Below are 22,857 nucleotides of genomic sequence, written 5' to 3'. Positions count from 1 at the left end.
CAATATGGGAGAAAAATCGGCTGTTATATTTGATATACAAAAATATAGTATACATGACGGTCCCGGTATAAGGACGGTTGTATTTTTAAAAGGCTGCCCATTAAGATGTCCATGGTGTGCAAATCCCGAATCACAATTATTAGAACCTAAAATCGTTTATTTTAAAGATAAATGTATCGGAGATTTGAACTGCAAAAAAGTTTGTCCCAAGGGTGCAATAACCGTTGATAAAGAAGGTATAAATATAAATGAGGATAAGTGTACTAAATGTATGCTGTGTGTAGATAACTGCTACGCTACTGCTCTTAGAGTATATGGCAAAAATTTATCCATAGATGAAATCATTACTAAATGTATGGAAGATAAAATTTTTTATGAAACCTCAAAGGGAGGAGTAACTCTTTCGGGAGGAGAACCTTTATTTCAGTTTGAAGCGGCATATGAAATTTTAAAGAGATTAAAATCCCGTGATATAAATACGGCAATCGAAACGACGGGATATGTTAGTAAAGAAAATATCAATAAAATAATGAAGTATGTGGATTTATTTTTGTTTGATATCAAGGCTGTCGATAATGATAAACATAAAAGGCTGACGGGAGTGGACAATAATAAAATCCATGATAATCTAAGATATCTTGATGAACATAATAAAAATATCATTATAAGGGTTCCTGTCATACCTTCTTTAAATGACAGCAAAGAAGATATGTTATATATCATAAAGCTTATAAAGAGTTTAAAAAATAAATATGAAGTGAATTTACTTCCTTATCATAGACTTGGTTTATATAAATACGAAGTTTTAAAAAAGGAGTATGAACTAAAAGATATAACTCCTCCTAAAGATGATCAAATGAATAGTATTTTAAAGATGTTTGAAGAAAATGGTTTAGAGTGTCAAATAGGAGGTTAAACATGAATAGCAGGGTAAATATCATTTCCAATGGAAATGAAGTGGATATAAATATTGAAAGTGAACGAAATAAAAAGAAGATATTTATATTTATTGTTGGTATGTCACTAATCATATCGTTAATATATTTATTGTTTTACTGGTCTTTTAATTATCAAAAGGCTGTATCTCCCGGAAGTTTTGTTGCTTTTATATGGCTTATGGTGATTTTTTATCCTTTATTTAAGGGCTTTATAAGTCAGGTATGCGAAAATGAATACATAAAGATATCAAACGGTGAAATGATTATAAAATCTAATTTTACATCTTATAAAGTTGATAGAAAAAAAGTAAAAAAGATATTTTCAAGTTCTGAAGACTTAATACTTTTTAATGCCTTGGAGCATAACAGATATATATTTTATTACGACAGAGGAAGGATAAGTTTAAATATATTAAATAAGAAAAATAAACTTAGGAAGATACGTTTCGGAAAGTGTCTTAATAAAGAGGACACTAAAAAAATAATAAGTGCAATAAAACATATTTGATATGTTTTAATAAAATCCTTTAATTAAAATTGTTTAAAGAAGTCTTATATAAAAGGCTTCTTCTTTTTATGCCAAATTATATCCATTGTAAATGAAATTCCTATGTGTTATAATCTTTTTGCAAGTTAGAAGACAAGTTCTGATAATGAGCATTTAAATATAGTTCTAAACCCGAAGCGTTATTCTAAAGGTAAAGATGAAATTTATATAAAATAATTTATGTATATTTATCTCATGCTTTAGGTATGAGATTTTTTATTCGGAGGTATGTTTGATAGAAATAATCGATAAATTATATGATAAACAAACTTTAAAAAAAGATGAATTTATATATCTTATAAATAACAGAAATGAAGAGACAGATGAATATTTATTTAATCTCGCAAGGAAAAGGCGGGAAGAATATTACGGGAAAGATGTCTACATAAGAGGACTTATTGAATTCACCAATTATTGTAAAAATGATTGCTATTACTGTGGTATAAGATGTTCAAATAAAAATGCGGATAGGTACAGACTAACAAAAGAAGAGATACTTCTTTGTGCAAAAGAAGGTTATAATCTAGGTTTTAGGACTATCGTTCTTCAGGGAGGTGAAGATCCATATTTTACCGATGAGAAAATGGTAGATATAATATCTACGCTTCGAAAATCATATCCCGACTGTGCCATAACCTTATCCATCGGTGAAAAGAGTTATGACAGCTATAAAAAATATTATGACGCGGGAGCCAACAGATTTCTTCTTCGTCATGAGACTGCCGATAGTAATCATTATTCAAAGCTTCATCCGGCAAGTCTGTCATTAGAAAACAGAAAAAAATGTCTTTATGATTTAAAGGATATAGGTTATCAGGTCGGTACGGGATTTATGGTGGGGTCTCCTTATCAAAGTGCAGAAAATCTTGCAGACGATTTGCTGTTTATAAAAGAATTAAATCCGGAAATGGTAGGGATAGGACCATTTATAGCACACAAAGATACACCTTTTAAAGATAAGAAAAACGGAAGTTTTGAACTTACATTGTTTCTTTTAGGAATTATAAGGCTTATGATACCTACAGTACTCCTTCCCGCGACAACTTCTCTTGCAACCATCGATAAAATGGGCAGAGAAAAGGGGATTTTGGCGGGGGCGAATGTAGTTATGCCGAACTTATCTCCTATGAATGTAAGAAAAAAATATATGCTTTATGACGGAAAAGTAAGTACAGGAGATGAAGCTGCGGAAAGTTTAAATCATCTTAAGGAAAGTATGAAAAAGATAGGATATGAGGTCGTTGTTGACAGAGGAGATAATGTTAGAGAGCGAGGTTCTTTTGTCCAAAGCCACAAAAGAACCCAAAAAGGCTTTACGTTCAAACGCCACTAGGGCTTGAACGCAACTGGATTTACTAAAATTTTCTTCCCGAAAATTTTGGAACAGTTGCTACCCCTCCCAGTGTTAAAAAAATAATTTGTAATTTAATATGTAAATATTTAAATGTAAATAAGGAGAAAAAATATGAGTATAAAATATGACGTAATGTCACCAACAGCGGAAGAGTTTATAAATGATGAAGAAATTCAAAAAACTCTTGAGTTTGCTGAAGAAAATAAACATAATGAAAAATTGATTGATGAAATCCTTGAAAAAGCAAGGAAGAAAAAAGGTCTTACTCACAGAGAGGCTACGGTATTGCTTGACTGCGATATCGAAGAAAAGAATGAAGAGATATTCAAGCTTGCTAAGGAAATAAAAGAAGAATTTTACGGCAACAGGATAGTTACTTTCGCACCTTTATATTTATCAAACTACTGTGTGAACGGATGTACATATTGTCCATATCATTATAAAAATAAACATATTTGCAGAAAAAAGCTTACTCAGGAAGAAATAAAAAGAGAAGTGGTCGCTCTTCAGGATCTAGGGCATAAAAGACTTGCTCTTGAAGCGGGAGAAGACCCTGTAAATAATCCTATAGAATATATTTTGGAAAGTATAAAGACTATTTATTCCATAAAGCATAAAAATGGTTCTATCAGAAGAGTAAATGTAAATATTGCCGCTACTACCGTGGAGAATTACAGAAAGCTTAAAGAAGCGGGTATCGGTACATATATTTTATTTCAGGAAACTTACAATAAAGAAGCTTATGAAGAGCTTCATCCGACAGGACCGAAGCATAACTATGCATATCATACCGAAGCAATGGACAGAGCAATGGACGGCGGTATAGACGATGTGGGAGTAGGGGTTCTTTTCGGACTTAATCTATATAGATATGACTTTACCGGAATACTTATGCATGCAGAGCATTTGGAAGCGTATAAAGGAGTGGGACCCCATACGATATCAGTTCCGAGACTTAGAAGTGCTGATGATATAGACCCTGATGATTTTGATAACGGAATTGATGACGATACATTCGCAAAAATCGTGGCGTGTCTTAGAATAGCGGTTCCTTATACGGGAATGATAATATCTACCAGAGAAAGCAAGGAATGCAGGGAAAAAGTTTTAAATCTTGGTATATCTCAAATAAGCGGAGGAAGCAAAACCAGTGTAGGAGGGTATGCTGACGGAGAAGAGGAAGACGAAAACTCGGCTCAATTCGAACTCAGCGACAACAGACCTCTCGATGAAGTCGTAGACTGGCTTATTGGTATGGATTATATCCCAAGTTTCTGTACCGCTTGTTACAGAGAGGGCAGGACAGGGGATAGGTTTATGCAGCTTGTAAAAAGCAAACAAATAGCAAACTGCTGTCAGCCTAATGCAATAATGACTTTAGCCGAGTATCTTGAAGATTATGCAAGCGAAAAGACAAAAAAAGACGGTTATGAACTTATTAAGAAAGAAATAGAAAAAATCCCAAATGATAAAATGAGAGAACTAGTAAGAAAAAATTTAAAGAACATAAGAGAAGGCAAAAGAGACTTTAGGGTATAGGAGTATTTTATGGGACTTAATGATACACCAAAGGGAGAGAGAATTCATATAGGTATATTCGGCAGAAGGAATGCAGGGAAATCCAGCATTATAAATGCAATAACCAATCAAAATTTGGCAATAGTTTCCGATGTGAAAGGTACTACCACAGACCCGATAAGTAAAGCAATGGAGCTTCTTCCTTTGGGACCTGTTGTTATAATCGATACTCCGGGGCTTGACGATATTGGAAGTCTCGGAGAAAAGAGGATAGAAAAGGCTTATCAGGTTTTAAATAAGACGGATATAGCATTGCTTATTTTGGACAGCGAATATGGACTTACAGATGTAGATGAAGAACTTTTAAATCTCATAAAGGAAAAGAATATCCCTTATATCGTCGTAATGAATAAAGCGGATATTTTAAGTGATGATAAGAAAAATAATGAGTTTATATATGTAAGTGCAAAGACCGGGGAAAACATAAAAGAACTTAAAGAGTTGATTGCAAAGAAAACTCCTAAGGAAAATGAAAAGGTAATCGTATCGGATTTAATAAATAAAGGAGATAAGGTCATTTTAGTCATTCCCATAGATAAGGCGGCTCCGAAAGGAAGACTTATTTTACCTCAGCAGCAGACCATAAGAGATATACTGGATAAAGGCGGGGTTTCTATTATGTGTAAGGAAGACGAGCTTAAGACTACGATTAATTCTCTAAAAGAAAAACCCGCACTTGTAATAACAGATTCTCAGGCATTCAAAAATGTGGATAAAGATACCCCAAAAGATATCCCTCTTACCTCATTTTCAATCCTTTTTGCTAGATTTAAAGGAGAAATAGATGTTTTGATTGACGGGGTTAGAAAGGTAAAAGACCTAAATGACTCAGATACCATTTTGATTAGCGAAGGGTGCACTCATCACAGACAGTGCGGAGATATCGGAAGCGAGAAGATACCTAAATGGTTTAAAGAGTTTACGGGTAAAGACCTTAAGTTTGAATTTTCAAGCGGAACGGAGTTCCCGAGAGATTTAAGTAAATATGCTCTTGTCATTCACTGCGGAGGGTGTATGCTGAATGAAAAGGAAATGAAGCATAGGATAAAATATGCTGTTGATAATGATGTGAATATCGTTAACTACGGGATATTGATTGCATATATGAATGGGATACTTAAAAGAGCTGTAGAACCGCTGGGGATAAAATTATAAGTCGCTTCTTTAAGCGACTTTTTTATTTTAATATTTAGAGTTTTAACTAAATAAAAATCCTATAAATTTCAGTCACTAAAGTCTCAGAAGTTTATTGTTTAGTTTTATTTTAAGTATTTATTATACATACTTACTTATCTATTGTGCCATTTAGGCTTTCTGCTATTTTGTATTTCTTCTATAATACATTCGGGAAATTTATTGTTTTGTAAATAAATCATATTGTTTATTAATAGATTTCTTTGTTTAATATTGCAGTTTCTAAATATTTTGTTTATTTCTTCCAACGTTATGTATAAGGACTTTTTATTTAATTCAATATCCAATACTTCATCCATACTTACATTTAGTACATTGACTATTCTAATAAGTGTATTTAATGAAGGTTTTGTTGTTCCGTTTTCTATATGGCTATAATGGCTTGTGGAAATATCTGCAAACTCTGCAATATTTTCTTGTGTGTATCTTTCTCTTTTCCTTATTTCTTTTAGTCTATTTCCTATATTTTTTAAGTTTGTGTCCATAATTTTACCTCTATATTAAAATTAAGTAATAAAATATAATTAATATTTGTAATATTAATCAAAAAAATGTTATAATACACGGTATAGTAATATTTGTTTTTTTATAGTTTTATCTTACACTATAATGAAACAAAAGTCAATACTTAAATAGATAAAAATATACGTTTAAGTATAAAATTATATACTATAGTTTAGTAGAGGTGCTAAGATGAATAATGAAGAAGTAAATAATATAAGAAATGAAATTAAATCTTATATTGCAGCAAGTGGGTGGACTCTTACAGATGTAGCGGATGAAATGAATAAGAAAAATCCTGACGTTAATGTAACTCCTCAGAATATTTCAAATAAACTTACCAGAGGTACAATTAAATATAAAGAAGTCAAAGAAATTGCCGATATTATCGGATTTGAAATTAAATGGACAAAAAAATAAATTAAAGAACCTTAGAGGTTCTTTTTGTTTATTTGCATTTTTTTATTTACTATAATATTTAATTATTCATAATTTATTTATATACTTTCGGTATTGCAATAAAATAAAAGAATAGTTATAATAAAACAAAATTTTCATAATATAACATTATAAACAGTGAAGTGAGATTATTTATGTACGAATTATTACCTAAAGAAGAAAGCAAAAACAGAATAGATAAATTTTTAAATATGATGGATGAAATAGGGGATTGGGATAATGTTATTATAATCAACAGAGTTCATCAATATTACTTTACGGGGACGATGCAGGATGGACTATTGATATTTAACAAAAAATCAAGAAAGCCGTACTTATTCGTCAGAAGAGATTATGACAGAGCAAAAGATGAAGCGGTCATCGAAGAAGTTCATAAAATCAAATCATATGGCGGGATACTTAAATTTTTTGGCAGTAATTTAGGTGTAACTTATATCGAAATGTCTCAAATGAGTATGCTAGTCATGAACAGGATAAAGAAATATTTTGATATAGAAAAGCTTTTTGACGCGGACAGTATACTGGAAAGATTACTGAGCGTTAAGAGCGAATATGAGCTTGCATGTATAAAAAAATGCGGAGAAATCCATGGTCATGTTTTAAATGAGGTGGTTCCAAAACTTTTAAGAGAGGGGATAAGCGAAAGAGAATTTCAGGGAGAGTTGTATAATGAATTTATTAAGGCAGGTTCTCACGGTCTTTTAAGGTTTTATAATCCATATAATGAGGGATCTATGGGGCAATTCGGTTTTGGAGTAAACTCTCTTTATAATACAAATCATGACGGTCCGGGAGGAATGAAAGGGTTAAGTCCTGTTATTCCCATTATAGGTTCAGAGGATAAACTGAATGCAGGTGAGTTCGTCTTTGTGGATACCTCTCCGATATATAAAGGATACCAGACGGATAAGGCTCAGATTTATAATTTTAAGGGGCAAGTTTCAAATAAAGAGAGAGAACTTCATCATGAATGTATGGAAATACTGGACAAGGTAAGTAAACTTCTTACCGTGGGAAGTATACCAAGCGAGATTTATAATGAAGTCATAAATGGTATAAGCAATGATTTAAAAAAGAATTTTATGGGTTATAAAGATAGAAAAGTATCTTTTTTAGGACATGGCGTTGGGTTGTTCCTTGACGGTTATCCGGTCATTGCAAATGGATTTGATGAACCTCTTAAAGAAAATATGGTCATTGCAGCAGAGCCTAAATACGGAGTGGAAAACCGAGGAGTAGTCGGTGTCGAAGAGACTTTTATAGTAACTAAAAACGGCGGAGAATGTGTCACCGGCGGAGCAAAAGATATAATAGATATTTTTTGATAAACTATTTAGTGAATGGCTTATGATAGAAATATATTTTATCATAAGCTATTTTTATGGTAAAATCAAATATATAATATTTTTTAGAGGTAAGGTCATGTCAAATAATTACAGAGAAGTTGATTTAAATACTTGGGACAGGAAGATGCATCATGATATTTTTAGAAACAGTGTAGAACCCTTTTTCTGCGTTAGTTTTGAAGTTGATATAACAAAGTTTTTAAGTATGGTAAAAAGTAATAATTATTCTTTTACCATTGCTTTTATTTATGCTTTGGCAAAGTGTGCAAACGAGATAGAAGAGTTCAGGTATAGATTTTTAGACGAAAAGGTTGTCATATACGATAAAATAGATACTTCTTTTACATATTTGAATAAAGAGACAGAGTTATTTAAAATGGTAGATATGGAGCTTACCGATACAATAGATGAATATGTTAAAAAAGCATATGAGAAAGCAAATAAACAAGAAGAATATTTTGTATCTCCTCCGGGGAATGATATATTTCAGTTTTCTCCTTTCCCGTGGATTTCTTTTTTAAATATATCTCACACAAATTCAGGAAATAAAAATAATGCAGTACCTATTTTTGACTTTGGTAAATATGAGTTAAAAGGGGGGAAATTAATTATACCTATGTCCGTCCATGCTCACCACTCTTTTGTTGACGGTGTCCATGTAGGTAAATTTTATGAGTTACTAAATGAATACTTAAATTCGTTTTAATATGATATTATAAAATATTTCTGCTTTAATGCCTTTATTACTTTGTACATCAAAATATATGCTTGTTTTAATAAAATTTTAATGATATAATAATCACCAAATAATGTATATTATATATTATGACAGTATAAGATAAATAAGGATTAGGGAGTCAATGAAGAAAAAGCTTTACAAAAAGAAAAACGGAGCTATGATATGCGGGGTCTTAAACGGCTTTGCGGATTTTTTAGGCGTAGATGCGTCAGTTGTGAGACTTATTTATATAATTCTTGGATTGTTTGTTCATAGTTTTCCTGCGATTATTTTGTATATCCTTTTAGCTGTTATTATGCCAAGCTCTAATGAAAGCGGATATACTGATTATGATATTATGTAAAAAAGAGGGTAGAAATGAATAAAAAACTTTATAAAACAAAAAACGGAGCTATGATAAGCGGAGTACTTAAAGGTATCAGCGAATATTTGGAAGTTGATGTGACTTTGGTAAGGGTGATTTATGTTTTCCTAGCTGTAGTAACCACGGGATTTCCATTTTTATTGCTTTATATAATACTTGCTTGTATCATGCCTGATAAAAATACTTTGGGCTATGATGATTATGAAATCAAGTAAATACCGTGCATTTAAACGATTAAAAGCACCAAAAATCGCCACTAGCCGTGGTGGCAAATATTCGACCGGATTCTTAAAATTAAAAATTTTAAAACGGTCTCATTATTTATAATGATATTCAGATGATAAAAGCACTTTTAAAGGTGTTTTTTATTTTATTAAATATCACATAAAAAACTGTTGTTTAGACTTGTTACTTACATTGAAATATATTATATCTAACAAAGTATATATATCTTAGAATAAAGAGAAAATAAAGTTTATTATATTCTTTAAATAGGATTTTGAAAGATTGTAAATTGGTTTATTTACAAGACAAAAATTATTATAAAATGATTTTAGAATTATAACTGACAGTACATTTGAAAAAATAAAGTTTAGCCTTAAAAAAATAAGATGAGTGTTATATTAAGATTTTTCTTTATTAAATAGTTTTAATATGATAAGTTTATGAATAAATAGAATAAAAAGGCAGAATTAACTGTCTTTTTTAATTTATTGGTTGACTTAACTACCTAAAATTAACTATAATAAAAATGTTAATTTAAATTCGAAATAGTTATAAATGAGGAGATATAAATGGAAAATTATAACTTTAAAGACATAGAAAAAAAATGGCAGGAAATTTGGGACAAGGAACAATGTTTCCATGCTGTGACGGGGGAAGATAAACCTAAATATTATGCATTGGTAGAGTTTCCTTATCCTTCGGGACAAGGGCTTCACGTAGGTCATCCGAGACCTTATACCGCTCTTGATATCGTTTCGAGAAAGAAGAGGATGGAAGGCTACAATGTACTTTTCCCAATGGGTTTTGATGCGTTCGGACTTCCTACGGAAAACTATGCCATAAAGACAGGTGTACATCCCGCAATTGTTACAAAGAACAACATAGATAATTTCAAAAGGCAGCTTAAATCTTTGGGGTATTCTTTTGACTGGCAAAGAGAAGTTGATACTACAGATCCTAAATATTATAAGTGGACACAGTGGATTTTCCTTCAATTATTCAAAAAAGGCTTAGCATATAAAAAAGAATTTCCTATTAATTTCTGTACAAGCTGTAAAGTAGGTCTTGCAAACGAAGAAGTAGTCAACGGTGTATGTGAGAGATGCGGGGGAGAAGTAGTAAGAAAAGTAAAAAATCAATGGATGTTAAAGATTACTGAGTATGCGGATAGACTAATTGATGATCTTGAAGATGTTGATTTTATTGACAGAGTCAAAACGAGCCAGATAAACTGGATAGGCAGGAGTTACGGTGCTGAAATCAATTTTGATATAAAAGACACAAACGAGAAGCTAACTGTTTACACAACAAGACCGGATACTATTTACGGTGCGACATATATGGTTATTTCTCCTGAACATCCTGTAATAAATACTTTAAAAGATAAAATTTCTAATTTAGATAAAGTTCTTGAGTATAAAGAAGAAGCAGCAAAAAAATCCGATTTTGAAAGAACCGAACTTAATAAGGAAAAGACAGGTGTCAAGTTAGAGGGTATATCAGCTATTAATCCTATAACAGGAAAAGAAATAAGTATTTTTGCTTCTGATTATGTTCTTATGACTTACGGAACAGGTGCAATTATGGCTGTTCCTGCTCACGATACAAGAGACTACGAATTTGCGAAAGTATTTGATTTACCTATAATCGAAGTAGTAAGCGGCGGAGACATTGAAAAAGAAGCTTACACAGGAGACGGTAAGATTGTAAATTCTCCATTGATCGACGGACTTGGAATCAAAGAAGCAAAAGAAAAAATGACTCAAATCGTAGAGGAAAAAGGTATAGGTAAGAGAAAGACCAATTTTAAACTTCGTGACTGGGTATTCTCTCGTCAGCGTTACTGGGGAGAGCCTATTCCTATCATAAATTGTCCTCACTGCGGTTTTGTCCCATTGGATGAAAGTGAACTTCCTTTGACACTTCCTGATGTTAAAGATTATAAACCGACGGATGACGGTGAAAGTCCGCTTAAGAATATGCCTGAGTGGTATAATGTTAAATGTCCTAAATGCGGTGCGGATGCACAGAGAGAAACCGATACTATGCCTCAGTGGGCAGGTTCAAGCTGGTATTATTTAAGATATACGGACCCTGACAATGATAAAGAGCTTGCAAGCAAAGAAGCTATTGATTACTGGATGAATGTTGACTGGTATAACGGTGGTATGGAACATACTACACTTCATTTGCTTTATTCACGTTTCTGGCATAAATTCTTATATGATATAGGTGTAGTAAATACGAAAGAGCCTTATCAAAAGAGAACGAGTCATGGTATGATTTTAGGTGAAAACCATGAAAAAATGTCTAAATCCAAAGGGAATGTTGTAAATCCTGATGAAGTTATAGATGAATTCGGTGCGGATACTTTAAGGACCTATGAAATGTTTATCGGAGACTTTGAAAAGGTAGCTCCATGGAGCGAAAACGGAGTTAAGGGCTGTAAGAGATTTTTAGACAGAGTTTCTAAAATGGAAGATATGCTCATTGACGGTGATGAATATTCAAAGGAACTTGTTACTTTAATGCACCAAACGATAAAGAAGGTAAGCGAAGATTTTGAAACTTTAAAATTCAATACAGCTATTGCACAGTTGATGAAACTTACAAACCATGTTTACGATAACGGTAAAATAAACAGAGCTGAATTTAGGACTTTCCTTATTCTATTAAATCCGGTAGCTTCTCATTTGACGGAAGAGTTATGGCAAAGAGCGGGTTTTGAAGGATATCTTCATGACGCTAAGTGGCCCAAATACGATGAAGCAAAAACCGTTGCGGATGAAATAGAAATCCCTATTCAAATCAACGGTAAGTTTAAAGGAAAAGTTTCTGTAGGAAAAGAAGCCGGTGAGGAAGAGGTTAAAGCTATCGTTCATAAACAAAATGCGGTTTTAAATATCCCTGAAGATAAAAAAATAGTAAAAGAAATTTATGTTAAGGGAAGAATTTATAATATTGTTGTTAAATAGATTAGTTCTTTTTAAAGATAAAAAGAACCAAAAATCTCCGCTGGGCGCGGTGCCTAAGCGGTGGCTAAAAAACATTTACATTTAATTTTGAAAATCATTTGAATGATTTGTTAGGAGTATAAAGTATATAAGTTATAAAAGCCCTGCCAATGCAGGGCTTTTTAATTAGGTTTGTAGTATTTATAAATATTGATTTAACATTTTATTATTAATAAATTAAAAATTTTTTTATGATTTTAATATATTATTATCAGATAATTACATTAATAGAATAATTCTTTTATTGAGAAAAATATGAATTAGTATTATAATTAAAATATAAATAAACGTAAAGAAAGTAGGGTGATAAAAATGAATATAGTAGCGGATTTACATACACATACAAGCGTATCTCATCATGCTTATTCTACCATCGTTGAAATGTGTAAAGGTGCCAAAAAAGCAGGTCATATAGCTCTCGGGACGACCGACCACGGGCCGGCTCTTCAGGACGGTGCTCATCAGTGGCATTTTCAGTCTCTGGAAATGTTTATCCCAAGGATTTTGGAGGGGGTATATGTTTTAAGAGGTGCAGAAGCTAATATTTTACAGCCTGACGGCAGGCTTGATATTCCCGACCATGTGCTCGATACCCTTGATTATGTAGTAGCTTCTATTCATAATGAAACATTCCTTGAAAGGGATCCCGACAGGATCACTGAAATAATGTTAAAGGTTCTCGAAAATCCAAGAATAGATATTTTGGGACATTTAGGGGCTCCTATCTTTAAATTTGATTATGAAACATTGATCTCAAAATGCAATGAATATGATAAAGTTGTTGAAGTAAATAATAATTCTTTCTATGCAAGAAAGGGCAGTAAAGAAAATTGTCTCGAAATAGCCAAGCTTTGTAAAAAGTATGATGTGCCAATTTCTGTTAATTCCGATGCTCATTTCTGTCTCGGTGTGGGTAAAATAGACAGAGCTCAGGGTATTATTGAAGCGGCTGACTTCCCCGAAGAACTTATAATCAATGCAAGTGCCGAAAATCTACAAAAATATTTTATGAGAAAAAAAGGTCTTGATATTTTAGGTGAAATTGAAAAAGCAAAAGAAAGCGGAGAATTTAATACTTTGGATTAGATAAAGTATTATAAAAAATGTGAAATATAAAAATATTGTAAAAAAGAACCTATAAACTAGGTTCTTTTTTGTTTTGTTAATGTGATGTAAGGGGCGCGGAATCTGCGTAGCAGGCGTAGTGCCCCGTATTATAGTCACTTTAAATATTTAACAGTCCCTTTGCCAGTTCATAATCAATGACAAGAACATCTGCTAAATTCCCGTTAAGTGCAGCTTTTACGCTATACTTCTTATATTCACCGCTTACCATTATGACTTTTGTAGGAATATTTTTAAAGTCTTCATAAGATATCCCAATAGTCCTGTTTTTAAGGCTCGTGCTGCATTCTTCTCCGTTTTTATTTATAAGCCTTAGTCCGACATCTGCATATACTTTATGCTCATCAAATTCTTTAAGTTCTTCTTCGTTAAAATAATTTTCACTGCATAGATAAGAATCTTTGTTTGGATAGAAGGAACCTATTCCCGATACTGCAATATTCACGTGTTTGAATTTATCGAATACTTCGCTGTTATCAATTCTGTGTATAAGCATGTCTGCTTCGTATTCTGTTTTGGCATGTCCGGGAGCCTTGATGCAGTAGTTTTTGCCTCCGAAAGACATTGCCATCCTTTTTGTTAGAGTGTCAACATTAAAGTCTCTATGTATCTGAGAAAGGCTTCCGTGAAGAGTTACAAACTGAGTATCTGTTTTTTTGCAGGGATTGAAGAAATTTATCATATGATACATGGTCCTCCCGAATGTGATACCCAAGATATCATTATCTTTTATTACTCTTTGTATGTACTGAGCACCTTCAAAGGCTACGAGCTGTTTTATATCGTCCTTATTCGGTTCGTAACTTTCTTCCATCCACCTTGCTATTATTACTTCTTTAAGTCCGTATTTATCTTTAATAATATCTTCAAGGTCAGAAACTTCAAGTACTCTTTCATCAACTACAAATGAAACCATTTTTTCTTTCTTTGCATTGTTTAAAAGTCTTGAAACCGTTGAAACGGAAATATTGAACTTTTTGGCGATTTTACTTTGAGAATAACCCATTTCATAATATAGATATGTAGTCCTCATCATAAGAGAATTTGACTGTCTGTATACTTTTGGATCCATATACACTCCTTAAATTATCTTTATATATCTTATTATAAATCTATTAAATAATATTTCAAGAAAGCAATTGTAAAAATATTCTTTTTATTATTTGATTATTAATTTATAAATAATGTTTTTGCTAAAATTTTTTAAGAAATCCTATAAATAAAGCAACTTTACGGATAATATACATTTAACCATATTAATTTCTTAGTGCAAAAAATTTCACTCTACTGCAAAAATTTTCTATATTGTGATAATTAAAAAAGGATAATATACTAAAGTCATAGAAAAGATATGTAATTTTAGGAGGAACAAAATTATGTCAAATGTAAAAATGACTTATGACCCAACAATGTTCGAATTATCTGATAACATCGATAGAGATAACTTTATTATCGCTACATATGCTTATCAAGGAAAAACAACGACAAATGCACTTAAACAATCATTCGCTCTTGCAGTAGAGCAATCAACGGGAACATGGCTTCCTGTACCCGAAGAAACTCCGGAAGTAAGAAAAGAACACGTAGCCAGAGTTTGCGGAATATATGAAGTTCCTAATCATTCTTGGTGCATACCTGATGATACAAAGGAAAGAGCATGGATAATCCAAATCGGATTCCCTGTTGCAAACTTCTCAGTTCAATTTGCTATGTTACTTACAGCGACTGTCGGTAACATTTCCGGAGGCGGTAAACTTAAACTCGTAGATATTTCATTCCCTAAATGCTGGCTTGAAGCATTTGACGGACCTAAATACGGTGTTGAAGGTGTCAGAGAACTTCTTGGTGTAAAAGAAAGACCTTTGGTTAACAACATGATTAAACCTTGCTGCGGACTTACTCCTGAAGTAACAGCTGATATCGCATATGAAGTAGCACTCGGCGGTGTTGACTTAATCAAAGACGATGAACTTATCGCAAATGCTGCATATTCAAAGATCGAAGACAGAGTAAGTGCAGTAATGGACGCATTAAAAAGAGCTGATGATAAAAAAGGTGAAAAAACTATCTATACATTTAATATCACAGATACACCTGACCAAGCTAAGAGAAATGCAGAAAAGGCAATAAAAGCAGGAGCTAACGGTTTAATGCTCAACTGCTGGACATTAGGACTTGATGCCTGCAGAGACATCATTAAAGAATTTGATGTACCGTTCTTATTCCATCCGGACTTGACAGGTTCATTGTATGTATCTCATGATTATGGTTTATCTACTGAATTGATCCAAGCTAAATTACCTAGACTTGCGGGTTTCGATATGGGTATCGTACTTAGCCCATACGGAAAATTCCCAATGATAGAAGATAAATTCCAACAAGTTTGTATGACTCACTTGGCTCCATATCATAATATCAAGCGTTCACTTCCAATGCCTGGCGGCGGAACGACTCAAGGTCATATTGAAGAAGTTATGACTAAATTCGGTACAGACGTAGTAATCGCAGCAGGCGGAGCTGTTATCGGACATCCTGACGGAGCAGTTGCAGGCGGTAAAGCATTCAGACAAGGTATCGATATAGTTATGAACGGCGGACACTTAAATGATGAAGAAACCGTAAAACAATATCCGGAACTTAAAGCTGCTCTTGATGCATTCGGATTATACGAAGAAGAAAAACATGGTATTTTTGATTTAAAAGAATAAAAATCATTGACTTATAATGTTTACCTAAAGAACCTCACATTTGTGAGGTTCTTTTTTTATTAAAATTTTTATTATAATCCTACTTTATCGTGTTTTTTTGTTAAAAAAGGTTTACTTTATGTAACGTGCACTAGAAATAATAATATGTAATGTATTTTGTTGATTTGCGTAAAAATTATCATTAGTGTTTAGCGAAAATCTAGTAAATTTGTATATATTTAATATTATCAAATTTGTGACAAAAAGTAAACTTTAAGTAACTATTGTCGAAAATCACAATTAAAGGAAGGAAATTAAATTATGAAAAAAACATTGGGTAAAATATCCGGTATTGCAATGATATGTATAATGATTTTGACATCTTTTGCTCCGGTATCTTTTGCGGCTGATAAAGTAGAACCTGAACTTAAAACCTTTGGCGGAACGGAGTATTTCTTTGCTAACGGTGTAGCTATTACTATCGAAGCGAGAGAAGACGGAAGTGAAGGTGCTCTCATAAAATGGGACGGAGGAGAGCAGAATGTAGGTAAGAATGCCAATGTCCTTGGCGGTATGCATGATGATGCTACATCCGTTTCGACATCAATAACTATGAACGGCGGAACTGTAAGAAACGTTATCGGCGGTGGATTACATAAAAGTAATTGTTCAAGTACGAATATTGTTATAAATGGAGGAAATATGGTAGCGGTTCAAGGAGGCGGAGCAAGCTCTTTAACTAAGGACTGTGGATGTTCAAATTCTTCATGGTATAATGGTAATGCAAAGGACTCTCCTTGCCAAGTTGAAAATGCCAATGTTACAATTAACGGAGGAAGTGTATCCTCTTTAGTATTCGGAGGCGGTGAAGGCATAAGTTGCACAAAAAATTCTTCACTTACGATTAATGACGGTTCTCTTGGAAGTGCATGGGTAACCGCAGGCGGTTCTAACGGCTATACCGGTTCTGCTAAACTTTCTATTAAAGGCGGAGACTTAAATGTTGTTCAAAGTGTTAATAGAGGAAGTATGGACAGTGCAGAAATAGAAGTTACAGGGGGAACTATAAAAGACCTTTATTTAGGCGGTGAAACCGGAGACTCAAATGTAACGGGTTCTATTTCTAATATCAAGACTACTATTGACGGTGGTAAAATAGGAACATTATCTCCGGGTAAAAGCAATAATACCGAAATAGTTATGACAAATAATGAAAATGTAAATCTTGATTTTAAACAAGGTGAAATCACAAATGTCGATGAAAATATCAAAGTAGATGTTTGTACTCATGAAGGTAATATAGAATTTAAAGTAGAAAAAGCTGCTACTTGTACCGAAGATGGATTAAAAGTCGGAATATGTAAGATTTGCGGTGAAAGAGTAACTGAAAAAGTCATTCCTAAACTAGGGCATAAATGGAATAAGGGAGAAGTTATAAAAGAAGCTACATATACTGAAAAGGGCGAAATAAAATATACTTGTCTTAATGACCCAACTCACACAAAGATCGAATATATACCAATGCTTGTAAAACCTGATGATAAACCTGCGGTTGCTCCTGATAAAAATACAGAAAATGATAATAAGAATTCAGCTACGGATAACACAAAAGTTACATCAAATCCTAAGACAGGTGATAGTGGTATGCTTCCTTACATATTGATTTCTCTTGTAAGCCTTGGCGGTTTTGGATTTGTTTTAAAGAAAAAATTTATTTAGTTTAATTAAAAGGCTGCTTAAATAGCAGTCTTTTTTTATATTAATTTGTCAAAAAAAGTACACATTTTGTAACAATATAATACAATTTGTAATTTGTCACTTTGTGTAAGAAAAAACGCAAAAAAACATATTATTGTGTATAAATATGTAACATTTTCCTCGTATTTTATAATATCATAATTGTTACAAAATGTGTAATTATCGTAACTAATATATGTATATGCATTTTAACTTAATTTTACTGAAAGAGGTTGATCTATGGATAATAAAACAGTTGGATTTGGTTTTTCATATGATGGATGGGATAAAAATTTAATGTATATAGATATTGGTGAAAATACCTGTAAAGGTAAAATTTTTAATTGTTATATGAAAAGTTATATTGAGTTTAATGGAGTAGAAGATTTAATACTTAAATTAAAAAAACTATATCAGGAATTAAACTATAATTTGAAAAGTAAGTGTTATAATATGTCAGAAATCATAAATATGACAACACATTTGTCCTATTTAATAAGGATCATGGTTTTTAATGATAACAATGAAATCAAGGGAATAATAAAGGACTATTCAGTAGGAATGGAATATGAATTTAAAAACGAAGAAGAATTAAAGAAATATATAAAATAAAAAAGACCTTATTGGTCTTTTTTATTTTGGTTCATATCATTTAAAATATAATCAAGAATTCTTTGTGAAGAATTTCCATCGCACATTGTTAAATATTTATCTTTGAAAGAATTTATTAATGAATAATCATATTTATCTAAATGACTGATATGCTCTATTAATTCTTCAGCATTATTTATTATAGGTCCTAACTTTATATCTAAATATTTAAATCTAGTTTGAAGTCTTCTTGTTGTTTCTGCATAATCATGAGCTGTCAAAAAAATTGGTTTATCTAATAATGCAGCTTCAAATAATGTTCTTCTGTAATCTCCAATGATTATATCTGATACAATCATTGATTCTCTCATTGATAGTATATTAGTTAAGTCTTTAGCAAAAATTCTATCATCTTTTTGTATAAAATAATTGTTATCATTTGGTTTAGCATTGTTATTAATTATAATAACATAGTCATCTGACAACTTTTTTCTAAGCAATGATATATCTAAAAACTCAACATATTTTGCAGCTTTGTTTCTATATCTATGAAGCGGCATATAAAAAATTATTTTTTTATTTCTAGCTTCAGGGAAAACTTCATATAGTTTAGTAAAAGAATTATTCTTAAATTCTTCATCAAAAAATACATCTGTTTGACATGAACCTAATGCTTTTATGTTCATTGAACTTTTTATGTCCCATTCTTCCGCAAAAATAGGAATTAATGAATTTGCAGAAACGCTAACAAGATCATATTCGTTTCTTAATTTTAATTTTAATAAATCATGATTATATCTTATTTTAAAGTTTCTACTCAATCCAAATTTTGTAAAAGCAAAAGCAAAATCGCATAATTGAATAATCTTTGTTTCTTTTCTTATACTTAACATAGCCATTAGATCCATAGGTGAGAACATAATAATGTATTTTGCTGTAGCCAAATCTTTCATCTGTAATTCTGTAATATCTGTATCCTTTATTTCTATATCGACAGTTTTTATTCCTTTATGTGATTTCAATAATTTTTTTAAAATAAGAGTTTCCGTTTTTTCAACTTTTTTAATTTTAGAGATAAAGACTATTTTATTATCATCAACAGGGAAATGTAACATTTTATTATACATTTCTTGTTTTTCTACAGAAACAGATTCAAATTTATCTATTTCTTCTTTTATAAGATTGCATTTATTTAAATCATTCTCATTTAGTTTAGGTCCGAATTTATCGTAGCCCATATTAGGATCTATTTGATACATTTTATTATATAACTCTAAAGCATGTCCCCTAGTTCTGTTTACGCTCATTTCTCTGGATCTTGTATATTTACCTAGTATATTTCCACCAAATATTTCTTGCATAGTTTCATTTGTAAATGCCGGTGCAAATTCTCTTACCTGCCCGTTCATCCAAACAGAATCTAATAAATGAGCGAGGCACTCAGAATATATTTGATTGTCTTGATTATTTGAATAATAATCAAGAGCAAAGTCGTATAGTGATTTTTCAAGAGTATCTTCATCTCTAAAACGATCGCTATAAATATCTTCTACACATTTTGGTAAATATTGTTCCATTGATTTAAATAATTCAATATCGCAATCTGCTGTATTTTTTACCGGTACAATTTTATTATCTTTATAAACATATTCTGATACTGTTTTATAAGTAATATTTGCAAATATTGCCTCAATAAATAAAATAGGTGTAGGATTGGACGTAAAATTATATCTTATGTTTTTATCTATGGTAGGTAAAACTGTTCTTACATAATAAAACTCACAATTATAATCTTTTTTTATTATGTCTTCCCATAATCTTTGGAAACATTCCTGTGTATAACCTCTTCCCCAATATTCTACAATAGCAAATTCTTCATCTTTATTTATTTCCTGCTCAAGATATTTGCTAACGATTTTTCTTTCTTCTTTTGCTTTGTTTAATAAATAATCGTGATAACTTTTATCATTTCTAAAAATTTCTACTAAAGATGATAATTCTTTAGGTTCTATATGTTCTAATTCTTTTAGATATTGTAAATCGGGGAAATATATATTAAAATCCTTTTCGTCCATATCGAGGGCTTGAAGTAACTTATCAAAAGTTTCAATTTCTACAAAATTACCATACCCTCCCCAAAAGCCATCATCAATATTATTTATATATGAAGGGATCCTCCAAACTTTTCTAGATGCGTAAATATATTTTGTTTTAATATCATACCCTTTTATTTCAATCAATTTGTCTGCGATTCTTTTAAGGTGATATCCGTCCCTTGATATAAAATATAAAGTCTTTTTACCTTTTTTTATTGCATCTTTTAAAGCCCAAGAAACATAAGGTATAAAGTACATAGAAATATATGAATAAGCAAAAATATCTTTCTTAGAAGGATTATTAAATCTAAATCTTGCCATATTGGCTGCCACCAAATATGAATCATAACTTTCTAATTGATTTACCAGTGCTTGTTCATAATCATTGAATTTTGGTATTTCATGTCTTATTGTTTGTATTCCAAGTTGATTAGGCATTTTTTCATCTGCAAAAATATTATCTCCATGGTGTATCCAATGTTTAAAATCATAAAAATCAAAACTATTATATATATGTAAAAATAATTTTTTCGTTGTTTTTTGTACACCAATATCACTTGAAACAAATAAAGGAATCGTTTCAAGAATCGGATCTGCCCTTTTGATCATTTGTATGATCAATTCTTTAGGAAGGTACATATCACTTATCAGAACTACAGTTTGATTTTTATTTATTAATGATTTAATATATTTTATATTTTCTTCTATAGGTATTACATTTTCTAGTTCAGCTTCAAATTCCCATTTTTTTAATAATTTTTGTTGCTCTTTCGTAATTCCATACAAGTCTTCCATTCTTTCTAATATTTCATCGTAAGTTATTTCTCTTCTTTCGGAATTTCTTTCTTCTAACGTTTTTCTGTAATATTCTCTTACATTTTCTTCGGCTTGCATTCTTAGATTAGGGTAATTTTTAACTAAAAAGGACGGGAATGAATTATTTTCTTCCATTCTTTCCTTTACATAATAAAATATCCCTTTCGGATCAAGTACTTTTCTACTTATTAGAGTGTCAAATATGTCAAATGAGTATAAATTAGGTAATTCTCTTTGTTCGATTTCAAAATCTAATGTTTGATCAATAATTTTTTCAAATGTATCTTTACCTGAAAATTCCCAGTACATATTATAAATTTTATCTAATTTATTCCCGTAATCTTCTTTATAATTATCCAGTGCTATTAATAATTCATCAAAAGATAAAGCTTTTTGACCCAAAGTAACTTCATCATAATCATAAATAAGATCACCTGTGTTTTCTTTATTATCTATATCGAATACATATCTTATAAAATATTTAACTCCGGCTGCCAATAAATCTGTAAATATTGATGAATAATCTATAATTGCTAAATCAACTTTATCCATTATTTCATAGAAATCAAGTTCATTATCCCAAAAAATCAAGTTTTCATTATCTTTATATTGCTCTTTAGCATTAATATACTGCGGATCTTCTTCCATAAAAGGATGAACCTTAAAAATTAATATCATATTATTTTCTTTTAATTTTTTTATTAGCATTCTCATATTTGGAATTGCCTTATTAAAAAAATTATTTAAAGATTTATATCTATATGTTGGAGCATATACAGCTATTTTAGTATCATCATTAATAAATTTATCGTTAATAAATGATGTATCATATGTTGAGAATCTTTTGTTATATTTTTGATATATGCATCTAGGATATCCTGCTTTTATAACTTTATCATCATCTATACCGCATTGAAACTTAAAATTTTCCTCCAACATTGGCGATGTTACTAAAAATAATTGATTATTTCTAAAAAACTGATTGTATTTTATATATTTTTTTGCAATGCCTTCACTTAAAACTCCATATCTTAAATTTCTTTCAATAGGTTTACATCCAACACCATGAAATAAATTTAAATATTTTACATGGAGCATTCCAGCGGGTAATTGCTCTTTTGCATTCTCAACAACAAAAACGCCGGTTTTATCTTTTGCTTTTTCAGCTTCCAGTGTTCCAAATTTATATGCCCTATATCCAAGATTTCTTATCAATTCGATCGTTTCATCACTATCACATATCCAATAAGAAGTAATGTCTTTTCTGTATTCATTTATGTAGATAAATAACCATTTAGGATTACCTAAAAATCTATTTCCGGCATTAAAAGCCCAAACTTTATTTTTATCTTGTTCTTCAATATCAGGTATTGAAATTTTTTCTAAATGTTCAATTTCTTTTTGATCTTTTATTTTTATTAATTTAGTTTTTAATTTTCGTAACACAAATTAACCTCCATTAAATATAAGATAATATTATAATATATTATTTTATATTTTATCATATAAAATAAAAAAAGTATATATATATACTTTTTTTAGTGAT

18 protein-coding genes are annotated in these 22,857 nt (G+C 31.1%); 15 read left to right on the top strand and 3 right to left on the bottom strand.

Going from position 1 to position 22,857, the window contains the following annotated elements:
* Positions 1 to 4: 4 nt before the first annotated feature.
* The 5 genes from NSA01_RS07180 to hydF all read left to right on the top strand — a co-directional run bounded on the left by NSA01_RS07180 (position 5) and on the right by hydF (position 5,572).
* Complete coding sequence (locus NSA01_RS07180; protein WP_257480807.1) at positions 5 to 916, top strand: glycyl-radical enzyme activating protein; 912 nt, start codon at positions 5 to 7, stop codon at positions 914 to 916.
* A gap of 2 nt (positions 917 to 918) precedes the next feature.
* Complete coding sequence (locus NSA01_RS07175; protein ID WP_257480806.1) at positions 919 to 1,446, top strand: hypothetical protein; 528 nt, start codon at positions 919 to 921, stop codon at positions 1,444 to 1,446.
* A 271-nt stretch (positions 1,447 to 1,717) separates the two neighbouring features.
* A complete protein-coding gene (gene hydE / locus NSA01_RS07170) occupies positions 1,718 to 2,818 on the top strand; it encodes a [FeFe] hydrogenase H-cluster radical SAM maturase HydE (protein WP_257480805.1) in 1,101 nt (366 codons plus the stop codon).
* A gap of 132 nt (positions 2,819 to 2,950) precedes the next feature.
* A complete protein-coding gene (gene hydG, locus NSA01_RS07165; RefSeq protein ID WP_257480804.1) occupies positions 2,951 to 4,378 on the top strand; it encodes a [FeFe] hydrogenase H-cluster radical SAM maturase HydG in 1,428 nt (475 codons plus the stop codon).
* Positions 4,379 to 4,387: 9 nt separating this feature from the next.
* On the top strand, positions 4,388 to 5,572 hold the full coding sequence (gene hydF / locus NSA01_RS07160) for a [FeFe] hydrogenase H-cluster maturation GTPase HydF (RefSeq protein ID WP_257480803.1): 1,185 nt from the start codon (positions 4,388 to 4,390) through the stop codon (positions 5,570 to 5,572).
* Positions 5,573 to 5,706: 134 nt separating this feature from the next.
* Here the strand turns inward: hydF and NSA01_RS07155 are convergent, their stop codons facing one another.
* Positions 5,707 to 6,096 (bottom strand): helix-turn-helix domain-containing protein, encoded by a 390-nt coding sequence (locus NSA01_RS07155; RefSeq protein WP_257480802.1) that lies wholly within the window; start codon positions 6,094 to 6,096, stop codon positions 5,707 to 5,709.
* A 208-nt stretch (positions 6,097 to 6,304) separates the two neighbouring features.
* On the opposite strand from NSA01_RS07155, the gene NSA01_RS07150 reads away from it, so the two are divergent.
* The 7 genes from NSA01_RS07150 to NSA01_RS07120 all read left to right on the top strand — a co-directional run bounded on the left by NSA01_RS07150 (position 6,305) and on the right by NSA01_RS07120 (position 13,345).
* Complete coding sequence (locus tag NSA01_RS07150; RefSeq protein WP_257480801.1) at positions 6,305 to 6,532, top strand: LLM class flavin-dependent oxidoreductase; 228 nt, start codon at positions 6,305 to 6,307, stop codon at positions 6,530 to 6,532.
* Between the two features lie 173 nt (positions 6,533 to 6,705).
* Positions 6,706 to 7,896, top strand: coding sequence for a M24 family metallopeptidase (locus NSA01_RS07145; RefSeq protein ID WP_257480800.1), 1,191 nt, complete (start codon positions 6,706 to 6,708; stop codon positions 7,894 to 7,896).
* A 97-nt stretch (positions 7,897 to 7,993) separates the two neighbouring features.
* A complete protein-coding gene (locus NSA01_RS07140; RefSeq protein WP_257480799.1) occupies positions 7,994 to 8,623 on the top strand; it encodes a CatA-like O-acetyltransferase in 630 nt (209 codons plus the stop codon).
* A 154-nt stretch (positions 8,624 to 8,777) separates the two neighbouring features.
* A complete protein-coding gene (locus tag NSA01_RS07135; protein ID WP_257480798.1) occupies positions 8,778 to 8,999 on the top strand; it encodes a PspC domain-containing protein in 222 nt (73 codons plus the stop codon).
* 14 nt (positions 9,000 to 9,013) lie between these two features.
* On the top strand, positions 9,014 to 9,235 hold the full coding sequence (locus NSA01_RS07130) for a PspC domain-containing protein (protein WP_257480797.1): 222 nt from the start codon (positions 9,014 to 9,016) through the stop codon (positions 9,233 to 9,235).
* Positions 9,236 to 9,814: 579 nt separating this feature from the next.
* Complete coding sequence (leuS, locus tag NSA01_RS07125) at positions 9,815 to 12,220, top strand: leucine--tRNA ligase (RefSeq protein WP_257480796.1); 2,406 nt, start codon at positions 9,815 to 9,817, stop codon at positions 12,218 to 12,220.
* A 351-nt stretch (positions 12,221 to 12,571) separates the two neighbouring features.
* Entirely contained in the window at positions 12,572 to 13,345 is a 774-nt protein-coding gene (locus tag NSA01_RS07120) for a phosphatase (RefSeq protein WP_117532476.1), read from the top strand.
* 139 nt (positions 13,346 to 13,484) lie between these two features.
* On the opposite strand, the gene NSA01_RS07115 is transcribed toward NSA01_RS07120, so the two are convergent.
* Positions 13,485 to 14,456 carry a sugar-binding transcriptional regulator gene (locus NSA01_RS07115; RefSeq protein WP_257480795.1) on the bottom strand — a complete coding sequence of 324 codons (972 nt, stop codon included), beginning with the start codon at positions 14,454 to 14,456 and terminating at the stop codon, positions 13,485 to 13,487.
* 304 nt (positions 14,457 to 14,760) lie between these two features.
* On the opposite strand from NSA01_RS07115, the gene NSA01_RS07110 reads away from it, so the two are divergent.
* From NSA01_RS07110 to NSA01_RS07100, 3 genes are all read left to right on the top strand, one after another.
* Positions 14,761 to 16,092 (top strand): RuBisCO large subunit C-terminal-like domain-containing protein, encoded by a 1,332-nt coding sequence (locus NSA01_RS07110; protein WP_117532474.1) that lies wholly within the window; start codon positions 14,761 to 14,763, stop codon positions 16,090 to 16,092.
* Positions 16,093 to 16,392: 300 nt separating this feature from the next.
* A complete protein-coding gene (locus tag NSA01_RS07105) occupies positions 16,393 to 17,790 on the top strand; it encodes an LPXTG cell wall anchor domain-containing protein (protein WP_257480794.1) in 1,398 nt (465 codons plus the stop codon).
* A 258-nt stretch (positions 17,791 to 18,048) separates the two neighbouring features.
* A complete protein-coding gene (locus tag NSA01_RS07100) occupies positions 18,049 to 18,420 on the top strand; it encodes a hypothetical protein (RefSeq protein ID WP_257480793.1) in 372 nt (123 codons plus the stop codon).
* An 8-nt stretch (positions 18,421 to 18,428) separates the two neighbouring features.
* Here NSA01_RS07100 and NSA01_RS10095 read toward each other — a convergent pair whose 3' ends face one another.
* Positions 18,429 to 22,757: a CDP-glycerol glycerophosphotransferase family protein gene (locus NSA01_RS10095; RefSeq protein WP_257480792.1), complete on the bottom strand. Its 4,329-nt coding sequence runs from the start codon at positions 22,755 to 22,757 to the stop codon at positions 18,429 to 18,431.
* Positions 22,758 to 22,857: the final 100 nt, after the last annotated feature.

Origin of the sequence: Anaerofustis stercorihominis (genome assembly GCF_024623185.1) — a bacterium.
Taxonomy (GTDB): Bacteria; Bacillota; Clostridia; order Eubacteriales; family Anaerofustaceae; genus Anaerofustis.
The sequence above is the reverse complement of the archived record's forward strand: the minus strand, read 5'-3'. Positions and strand labels throughout refer to the sequence as shown.

What these genes read in the sequence shown, in the direction of transcription:
- NSA01_RS07140 (WP_257480799.1), top strand. Translation starts at nt 7,994, where the DNA reads ATGTCAAATAATTACAGAGAAGTTGATTTAAATACTTGGGACAGGAAG.
- NSA01_RS07110 (WP_117532474.1), top strand. Translation starts at nt 14,761, where the DNA reads ATGTCAAATGTAAAAATGACTTATGACCCAACAATGTTCGAATTATCT.
- NSA01_RS07150 (WP_257480801.1), top strand. Translation starts at nt 6,305, where the DNA reads ATGAATAATGAAGAAGTAAATAATATAAGAAATGAAATTAAATCTTAT.
- NSA01_RS07130 (WP_257480797.1), top strand. Translation starts at nt 9,014, where the DNA reads ATGAATAAAAAACTTTATAAAACAAAAAACGGAGCTATGATAAGCGGA.
- hydG (WP_257480804.1), top strand. Translation starts at nt 2,951, where the DNA reads ATGAGTATAAAATATGACGTAATGTCACCAACAGCGGAAGAGTTTATA.
- NSA01_RS07180 (WP_257480807.1), top strand. Translation starts at nt 5, where the DNA reads ATGGGAGAAAAATCGGCTGTTATATTTGATATACAAAAATATAGTATA.
- hydF (WP_257480803.1), top strand. Translation starts at nt 4,388, where the DNA reads ATGGGACTTAATGATACACCAAAGGGAGAGAGAATTCATATAGGTATA.
- NSA01_RS07175 (WP_257480806.1), top strand. Translation starts at nt 919, where the DNA reads ATGAATAGCAGGGTAAATATCATTTCCAATGGAAATGAAGTGGATATA.
- NSA01_RS07135 (WP_257480798.1), top strand. Translation starts at nt 8,778, where the DNA reads ATGAAGAAAAAGCTTTACAAAAAGAAAAACGGAGCTATGATATGCGGG.
- NSA01_RS07145 (WP_257480800.1), top strand. Translation starts at nt 6,706, where the DNA reads ATGTACGAATTATTACCTAAAGAAGAAAGCAAAAACAGAATAGATAAA.
- leuS (WP_257480796.1), top strand. Translation starts at nt 9,815, where the DNA reads ATGGAAAATTATAACTTTAAAGACATAGAAAAAAAATGGCAGGAAATT.
- NSA01_RS07100 (WP_257480793.1), top strand. Translation starts at nt 18,049, where the DNA reads ATGGATAATAAAACAGTTGGATTTGGTTTTTCATATGATGGATGGGAT.
- NSA01_RS07105 (WP_257480794.1), top strand. Translation starts at nt 16,393, where the DNA reads ATGAAAAAAACATTGGGTAAAATATCCGGTATTGCAATGATATGTATA.
- NSA01_RS07155 (WP_257480802.1), bottom strand. Translation starts at nt 6,096, where the DNA reads ATGGACACAAACTTAAAAAATATAGGAAATAGACTAAAAGAAATAAGG.
- NSA01_RS07115 (WP_257480795.1), bottom strand. Translation starts at nt 14,456, where the DNA reads ATGGATCCAAAAGTATACAGACAGTCAAATTCTCTTATGATGAGGACT.
- NSA01_RS07120 (WP_117532476.1), top strand. Translation starts at nt 12,572, where the DNA reads ATGAATATAGTAGCGGATTTACATACACATACAAGCGTATCTCATCAT.